We start from the raw sequence: 7,050 nt of genomic DNA on the forward strand, positions 1-7,050 counted from the left end.
CCCGCAGATGACACCGCCCCTGACGTCCGTCCTCGTCGCCAACCGCGGCGAGATCGCCGTACGGATCTTCCGTACCGCCCGTGCCCTGGGCCTGGCCACCGCCGCCGTCCACTCCGACGCCGACACCGACGCCCTGCACGTACGCCGCGCCGACGCGGCCGTACGGCTGCCCGGCACCGCCCCCGCCGACACCTACCTGCGCGCCGACCTGATCGTCGAGGCGGCCCTCGCGGCCGGCGCCGACGCCGTCCACCCCGGCTACGGGTTCCTCTCCGAGAACGCCGACTTCGCCCGCGCCGTCCGCGACGCCGGGCTGACCTGGATCGGCCCGCCCCCCGAGGCCATCGAGGCCATGGCCTCCAAGACCCGCGCCAAGGAACTCATGCGGACGGCCGGGGTGCCGCTCCTGGACCCCGTCGACCCGGCCGAGGTCACCACCGCCGACCTGCCCCTGCTGCTCAAGGCCGCGGCGGGCGGCGGCGGTCGCGGGATGCGGGTCGTCCGCGACCTCGACCGCCTCAAGGACGAACTGGAGGCCGCCCGCGCCGAGGCCCGCTCCGCCTTCGGCGACGACGAGGTCTTCGCCGAGCCCTACATCGAGCGGGGCCGCCACGTGGAGGTGCAGATCCTGGCCGACGCCCACGGCACCGTCTGGGCGCTCGGCACCCGTGACTGCTCGCTCCAGCGGCGCCACCAGAAGGTCATCGAGGAGGCCCCCGCGCCCGGCCTGCCGGAATCGTTGCGCGAGCGTCTCCACCAGGCCGCCGTGGCCGCCGCCCGGGCCGTCTCCTACGAGGGCGCCGGCACCGTCGAGTTCCTCGTGGCCGCCGACGGGCGCCCGTACTTCCTGGAGATGAACACCCGCCTCCAGGTGGAACACCCCGTCACGGAAGCCGTCTTCGGCCTCGACCTCGTCGCCCTCCAACTGCGCGTCGCCGAGGGGACGGCCCTGCCGCCGGTGCCGCCCGAGCCCACCGGTCACGCCGTCGAGGCCCGTCTGTACGCGGAGGACCCCGCCCGGGAATGGCGGCCGCAGACCGGAGTGCTCCACACCCTGGCCGTGCCCGGCGCGGTGCGCGTGGACACCGGCTTCGAGGACGGGGACGCCGTCGGAGTGCACTACGACCCGATGCTGGCCAAGGTCGTCGCCCACGCCCCGACCCGGGCGGAGGCCGTCCGTACCCTCGCCCACGCCCTCGCCGGAGCGCGCATCCACGGCCTGACCACCAACCGGGACCTCCTCGTACGGTCCCTGCGACACCCCGACTTCACCGCCGGGCGCCTCGACACCGGGTTCTACGACCGCCACCTCGCCGGCCTCACCGAGCCCGAGCCGGGCGCGGAACGGGCCGCCTCCCTGGCCGCGCTCGCCGCCGCCCTCTCCGATGCCGCGCCGCCCCCCGACGCCCCGCTCGCCGCCCGCCTCGGTGGCTGGCGCAACCTGCGCTCGCAGCCACAGGCACGCCGCTACGTCGTGTCCGGCGCCGAGTACCAGGTCGGCTACAACCCGACGCGCGGCGGGCTCCCGCAGCCCGTGGACCAACCCGGCGTCTCCGTCCTGGCCGTGGAACCGGGGCTCGTCACCCTCGAAGTGGACGGCGTTCGGCGGGTGTTCCACGTGAAACACAAATCGAACAAAGGGGGCGTCGGTCCTGCGGAGGTCTACGTGGACGGCCCCCTGGGTGCCCACACCCTGAACCGGTTGCCCCGGTTCGCGGACCCCGAGGACCGCACCGCACCCGGCTCCCTGCTCGCCCCGATGCCCGGCACCGTCGTCCGCGTCGCCGAGGGCCTCGCCCCCGGTTGCGCCGTCACCGCCGGACAGCCCCTGCTCTGGTTGGAGGCCATGAAGATGGAACACCGCATCGTCGCGCCCGCCTCCGGCACGCTCACCGCCCTCCACGCCGCAACCGGCCACCAGGTCGAATTCGGCGCCCTGCTCGCCGTAGTCCAGGAGGAAACGCCCGCATGAGCAACTCCGTTGTGGAAACCGAAGAGCACCAGGCCCTGCGCGCCGCCGTCGCCGCCCTCGGGCAGCGTTACGGCCGCGAGTACCTCGCCCGGACCGCCCGCGAGGGCCGTCACCCCGAGGAGCTGTGGGCCGACGCCGCCAAGCTCGGCTATCTCGGCGTCAACCTCCCGGAGGAGTACGGAGGTGGGGGTGGCGGCATCACCGAACTCTCCATCGTCCTCGAAGAGCTCGGCGCCGCCGGATGTCCCCTGCTGATGATGGTCGTCTCACCCGCGATCTGCGGCACCGTCATCGCCCGCTTCGGCACCGAGCCCCAGAAGCGGGCCTGGCTCCCCGGCCTGGCCGACGGCACCCGCACCATGGCCTTCGGCATCACCGAACCCGACGCCGGCTCCAACTCCCACCGCATCACGACCACCGCCCGGCGGGACGGCGACGCATGGGTGCTGACCGGCCGCAAGGTCTTCATCTCGGGCGTGGACATCGCGGACGCCACCCTGATCGTCGGTCGCACCGAAGACGCCGGGACCGGCCGGCTCAAGCCCTGCCTGTTCATCGTGCCCCGCGAGACACCCGGCTTCTCCCGCTCCGTCATCGAGATGGAACTCCAGGCGGCGGAGAAGCAGTTCGAACTGGTCCTGGACGACGTCCGACTGCCCGCCGACGCCCTGGTCGGCGGAGGTCCCTCCCATACCGGAGGCGTGGGGGGAGAGGACGTGGGCCTGCTCCAGCTCTTCGCCGGACTCAACCCCGAGCGGATCATGACGGCCGCCTTCGCGATCGGCATGGGCCGGTACGCCCTCGCCAAGGCCGTGGACTACGCCAAGACCCGCCAGGTGTGGAAGGAGCCCATCGGCGCCCACCAAGCCATCGCCCACCCCCTCGCCCAGTCCCACATCGAGCTGGAACTGGCCCGGCTGATGATGCGCAAGGCCGCCCTCCTTTACGACGCGGGCGACGACATGGGCGCGGGCGAGGCGGCCAACATGGCCAAGTACGCCGCTGCCGAAGCCTGCGTGCGGGCGGTGGACCAGTCCGTGCACACCCTGGGCGGCAACGGCCTCACCCGCGAGTACGGCTTGGCCTCCCTGATCACCGCGTCCCGCGTGGCCCGGATCGCCCCCGTCAGCCGGGAGATGATCCTCAACTTCGTCTCGCACCAGACGCTGGGCCTGCCCAAGTCCTACTGACGGCCGTGCCGGGTCGGTCGGGGCGGGGAGCGGGCAGGAGATCGGCCGCCCGTAATACGGGCCTGATCCGCCCCCGGCCCGGCACCCGCCCCGGCCCGCCCCGACCGACCCGGCACCCGCCCCGGCCCGGCACCGGACCGCCCCTGGCCGCCGGCTTCCCCCGGGGGTGACTTGGCGGGCAGCCGCCGGGTCCGCATACCCTCCCCCGGGGGAGGACCCCCGACCGGCCCACCCCTCCGGAGGAGACATGGCCCGACTCGTGCACGCCGACCAGGCGACCGGTATCGCCACGCTCACGCTCGACTCCCCGGCCAACCGCAACGCGCTCTCCGCGGACCTCGTCGGCGAGCTGCGCGCGGCCCTCGCCGACGCGGGCGCGGACCCGACGGTCCGCGCCGTCGTCCTCACCCACACCGGCACCACCTTCTGTTCCGGCGCCGACCTCAAGTCCCCCTGCGACCCCGCGGATTTCCTGGCCCTGCTCTTGGAGGTCGCGGAACTCCCCAAGCCCGTCGTGGGCCGCGTCACCGGACACGTCCGGGCGGGCGGCCTCGGGCTGCTCGGCGCCTGCGACATCGCCGCCGCGGGGCCCCGGTCCACGTACGCCTTCACCGAAACCCACCTGGGGGTCGTACCGGCCGTCATCTCGGCGCCGCTGCTGCCGCGCCTGGACCCGCGCGCCGCCTCCCGGTACCTCCTGACCGCCGAGGCCTTCGACGCCGCCGAAGCCGCCCGCATCGGCCTGCTCACCCTGCACGGCGCGGACGTCGACGAGGTGCTCGCCCCGGTCCTCGCGGGCCTGCGCAAGGCCGGTCCCGAAGCCCTCGCCGCGACCAAGCGGCTGCTGACCGCACCGGTCAGGGCCGCACTCGCCGAGCACGGCGCCGCCCTGACCGCGCTGTCGGCCCGCCACTTCGCCTCCGCCGAGGCCCGTGAGGGCATCACCGCCCGCCTCGAACGCCGGGACCCGTCATGGGCACGGTGACCGGCCCCGGGCCGACGGCCGGCCCGAAGCAGGCCCGCAGCCGCGTCACCCGCCGCCACCTCTTGGAGGCGGCCGTCTCCTGCCTCGCCGAGCACGGCTGGGCGGGCTCCACCGTCGCCGTCGTCGCCGAACGGGCCGGGGTCTCGCGCGGCGCGGCCCAGCACCACTTCCCGACCCGCGAGAAGCTGTTCACGGCCGCCGTGGAGCACGTCGCCGAAGAACGCTCCACCGCCCTGCGCGAGCTGTTCCACGCGGGCCCCGCGCCCCGTACGGCCGTCGTCGAGGCCCTGGTCGACCTGTACACCGGCACGCTCTTCCGGGCCGCCCTCCAACTGTGGGTCGCCGCGTCCAACGAGGAGCAGTTGCGCCCGCACGTGGCCGGACTCGAAGCCCGCGTCGGCCGCGAGACGCACCGCATCGCGGTGGAACTGCTCGGCGCGGACGAGTCGGTACCGGGCGTCCGGGAGACCGTGCAGGGCCTCCTGGACATGGCCCGGGGCCTGGGTCTGGCCAACGTCCTGTCCGACGACACGGCGCGCCGGGCCCGGGTCGTCAGCCAGTGGGCCCGGGTCCTGGACGCGACGCTCGGCCCCTGAACCGGCCCCCGGGCACGCGACAGGCGCCGCACCCCTCGTGGGGTGCGGCGCCCGGTGCGGCGGGTGCGGATCAGGCCGTCTCGGCCATGTCCGCGTAGCCCTCGATGTCACGCGGGTCGCGCCGGCCCGGTCCGACGTAACGGGCCGACGGGCGCACCAGGCGGCCCGTGCGCTTCTGCTCCAGGATGTGTGCCGACCAGCCCGCCGTACGGGCGCAGCTGAACATCGACGTGAACATGTGCGCCGGGACCTCGGCGAAGTCCAACATGATCGCCGCCCAGAACTCCACGTTCGTCGCGAGCACCCGGTCGGGACGGCGCGCGTGCAGTTCCTCCAGCGCCGCCTTCTCCAGCGCGGCGGCGACCTCGTAGCGCGGGGCGTCCAGTTCCTTCGCGGTGCGGCGCAGCACACGGGCGCGCGGGTCCTCGGCCCGGTAGACCCGGTGCCCGAAGCCCATCAGCCGCTCGCCCTTGTCCAGGGCCTTCTTCACGTACGCCACGGCGTCGCCGGTGCGCTCGATCTCCTCGATCATGCCGAGGACCCGGGACGGCGCCCCGCCGTGCAGCGGCCCGGACATCGCGCCGACGGCGCCCGAGAGCGCCGCCGCCACGTCGGCGCCGGTGGAGGCGATCACCCGGGCGGTGAAGGTGGAGGCGTTCATGCCGTGCTCGGCGGCGGAGGTCCAGTAGGCGTCGACGGCCTTGACGTGCCGGGGGTCCGGCTCGCCCCGCCAGCGGATCATGAACCGCTCGACGACGGACTCGGCCTTGTCGATCTCCTTCTGCGGCACCATCGGCAGCCCTTGGCCGCGGGCGGACTGCGCGACGTAGGACAGGGCCATCACGGCCGCCCGCGCCAGGTCGTCACGGGCCGTGCGCTCGTCGATGTCGAGCAGCGGTTTCAGTCCCCACACGGGGGCGAGCATCGCGAGCGCGGACTGCACGTCGACCCGGATGTCACCCGAGTGCACGGGGATCGGGAAGGGCTCGGCGGCCGGCAGGCCGGGGTTGAAGGCACCGTCGACCAGCAGGCCCCACACGTTCCCGAAGGAGACGTGGCCGACCAGGTCTTCGATGTCCACCCCCCGGTAGCGGAGGGACCCGCCCTCCTTGTCGGGCTCGGCGATCTCCGTCTCGAACGCGACGACCCCTTCGAGCCCGGGTACGAAGTCGGACATCAGGCGGCTCCTCAGATAGTGCGAACACGCGCGGCTCCCGGCGTGATTCGCGGTCCGGCGCGGTCATCCCCGTTGATGCCCGGCACGGTCGATGGTCATCCGTGCGGGGACCCTCGGACCGGCCCCAAGATTTTGTCCGTTCCGGATGGTCTGCGGAAGCGTGACATACGGCACACCCCCGGCGGTCGTACTGCGGCAGGATGGCCCGCGTGACCCACCAGGACCTTGATCCCGCCACCATGCGCAAGCACTACCGCTCCGAGATCCTCGACGAGGAGACCCTCGCGGAGGACCCGATGGGGCAGTTCGCCCTGTGGTTCCGGCAGACCGCCGCGTCGCACCTCTTCGAACCCAACGCGATGGTCGTCTCGACCGCGACCGCCGACGGCCGCCCCAGCTCCCGCACGGTCCTCCTCAAGCAGTTCGACGAGCGGGGCTTCGTCTTCTTCACCAACTACGCCTCCCGCAAGGGCCGCGAGATCGCCGAGAACCCGTACGTGTCGCTGCTGTTCCCCTGGCACCCGATCGCCCGCCAGGTCAGCGTGACGGGCACCGCCGCCCGGATCGGCCGGGACGAGACGGCCGCGTACTTCCGGTCCCGGCCGCACGGCTCGCAGCTCGGGGCCTGGGCGAGCGCGCAGTCCGAGGTCATCGACTCCCGCGCGGAACTGGACCGGCGGTACGCGGAGCTGGCGGAGCGCTACCCGGAGGGCGAGCAGGTGCCCGTGCCGCCGGAGTGGGGCGGTCTGCGGGTGGTGCCGGACGCGGTGGAGTTCTGGCAGGGGCACGAGAACCGGCTGCACGACCGGCTGCGGTACGTCCGCGAGGGCGGTAAGTGGCGCGTCGAGCGGCTCTGCCCGTAGCCGCGCCGGTATTCGCACATGACCCGGGACCCGTAGGTCGGGGAACGCAGCCGACCAGGTCGGGGAACGCAGACGACCCGCGGGCTCGGGATCCTCTCCTGCAGTGAGAGGAGCCGGCCGGACGTACCGGCGAGCCCGCGGGTCGGGTGACTGCTTGGGATTGGCGCCTGGCGTTCCCGCCGGGCACCGCACTGGGTGCGTGCGACGACGGGCGCTTTAGCCCGCAGCCACCTCACGCGTCCGGTTTCCGTACATTTCGGGAACCAC

Annotated in this window: 6 protein-coding genes; 5 read left to right on the forward strand and 1 reads right to left on the reverse strand. The window is 73.7% G+C overall.

Annotated features, from left to right (window positions below; all coding sequences use genetic code 11):
- Positions 1 to 7: 7 nt before the first annotated feature.
- The 4 genes from E6R62_RS14600 to E6R62_RS14615 all read left to right on the forward strand — a co-directional run bounded on the left by E6R62_RS14600 (position 8) and on the right by E6R62_RS14615 (position 4,743).
- On the forward strand, positions 8 to 1,972 hold the full coding sequence (locus tag E6R62_RS14600) for a biotin carboxylase N-terminal domain-containing protein (RefSeq protein WP_136213828.1): 1,965 nt from the start codon (positions 8 to 10) through the stop codon (positions 1,970 to 1,972).
- Positions 1,969 to 3,162, forward strand: a complete 1,194-nt coding sequence (locus E6R62_RS14605; RefSeq protein ID WP_136213829.1) for an acyl-CoA dehydrogenase family protein — start codon at positions 1,969 to 1,971, stop codon at positions 3,160 to 3,162. Before E6R62_RS14600 ends, E6R62_RS14605 begins: the two co-directional genes overlap by 4 nt.
- Before the next feature lie 247 nt (positions 3,163 to 3,409).
- On the forward strand, positions 3,410 to 4,147 hold the full coding sequence (locus tag E6R62_RS14610) for an enoyl-CoA hydratase family protein (protein WP_136213830.1): 738 nt from the start codon (positions 3,410 to 3,412) through the stop codon (positions 4,145 to 4,147).
- Positions 4,135 to 4,743 (forward strand): TetR/AcrR family transcriptional regulator, encoded by a 609-nt coding sequence (locus E6R62_RS14615; RefSeq protein WP_136213831.1) that lies wholly within the window; start codon positions 4,135 to 4,137, stop codon positions 4,741 to 4,743. The genes E6R62_RS14610 and E6R62_RS14615 overlap by 13 nt, the downstream gene beginning before the upstream one ends.
- A 70-nt stretch (positions 4,744 to 4,813) precedes the next feature.
- On the opposite strand, the gene E6R62_RS14620 is transcribed toward E6R62_RS14615, so the two are convergent.
- Positions 4,814 to 5,920, reverse strand: a complete 1,107-nt coding sequence (locus tag E6R62_RS14620; RefSeq protein ID WP_136213832.1) for a citrate synthase 2 — start codon at positions 5,918 to 5,920, stop codon at positions 4,814 to 4,816.
- Positions 5,921 to 6,120: 200 nt separating this feature from the next.
- Between E6R62_RS14620 and pdxH the strand changes: the two genes are divergently transcribed.
- Positions 6,121 to 6,783, forward strand: a complete 663-nt coding sequence (gene pdxH / locus E6R62_RS14625) for a pyridoxamine 5'-phosphate oxidase (RefSeq protein ID WP_136213833.1) — start codon at positions 6,121 to 6,123, stop codon at positions 6,781 to 6,783.
- Positions 6,784 to 7,050 lie beyond the last annotated feature (267 nt).

The sequence above is a fragment of the Streptomyces sp. A1136 genome (genome assembly GCF_004795055.1).
In the GTDB taxonomy this organism is placed as follows: domain Bacteria; phylum Actinomycetota; class Actinomycetes; order Streptomycetales; family Streptomycetaceae; genus Streptomyces.

Excerpts from the sequence above, each read along its gene's own strand:
- E6R62_RS14600 (WP_136213828.1), top strand. The coding sequence starts at position 8 with ATGACACCGCCCCTGACGTCCGTCCTCGTCGCCAACCGCGGCGAGATC.
- E6R62_RS14605 (WP_136213829.1), top strand. The coding sequence starts at position 1,969 with ATGAGCAACTCCGTTGTGGAAACCGAAGAGCACCAGGCCCTGCGCGCC.
- E6R62_RS14610 (WP_136213830.1), top strand. The coding sequence starts at position 3,410 with ATGGCCCGACTCGTGCACGCCGACCAGGCGACCGGTATCGCCACGCTC.
- E6R62_RS14615 (WP_136213831.1), top strand. The coding sequence starts at position 4,135 with ATGGGCACGGTGACCGGCCCCGGGCCGACGGCCGGCCCGAAGCAGGCC.
- E6R62_RS14620 (WP_136213832.1), bottom strand. The coding sequence starts at position 5,920 with ATGTCCGACTTCGTACCCGGGCTCGAAGGGGTCGTCGCGTTCGAGACG.
- pdxH (WP_136213833.1), top strand. The coding sequence starts at position 6,121 with ATGGCCCGCGTGACCCACCAGGACCTTGATCCCGCCACCATGCGCAAG.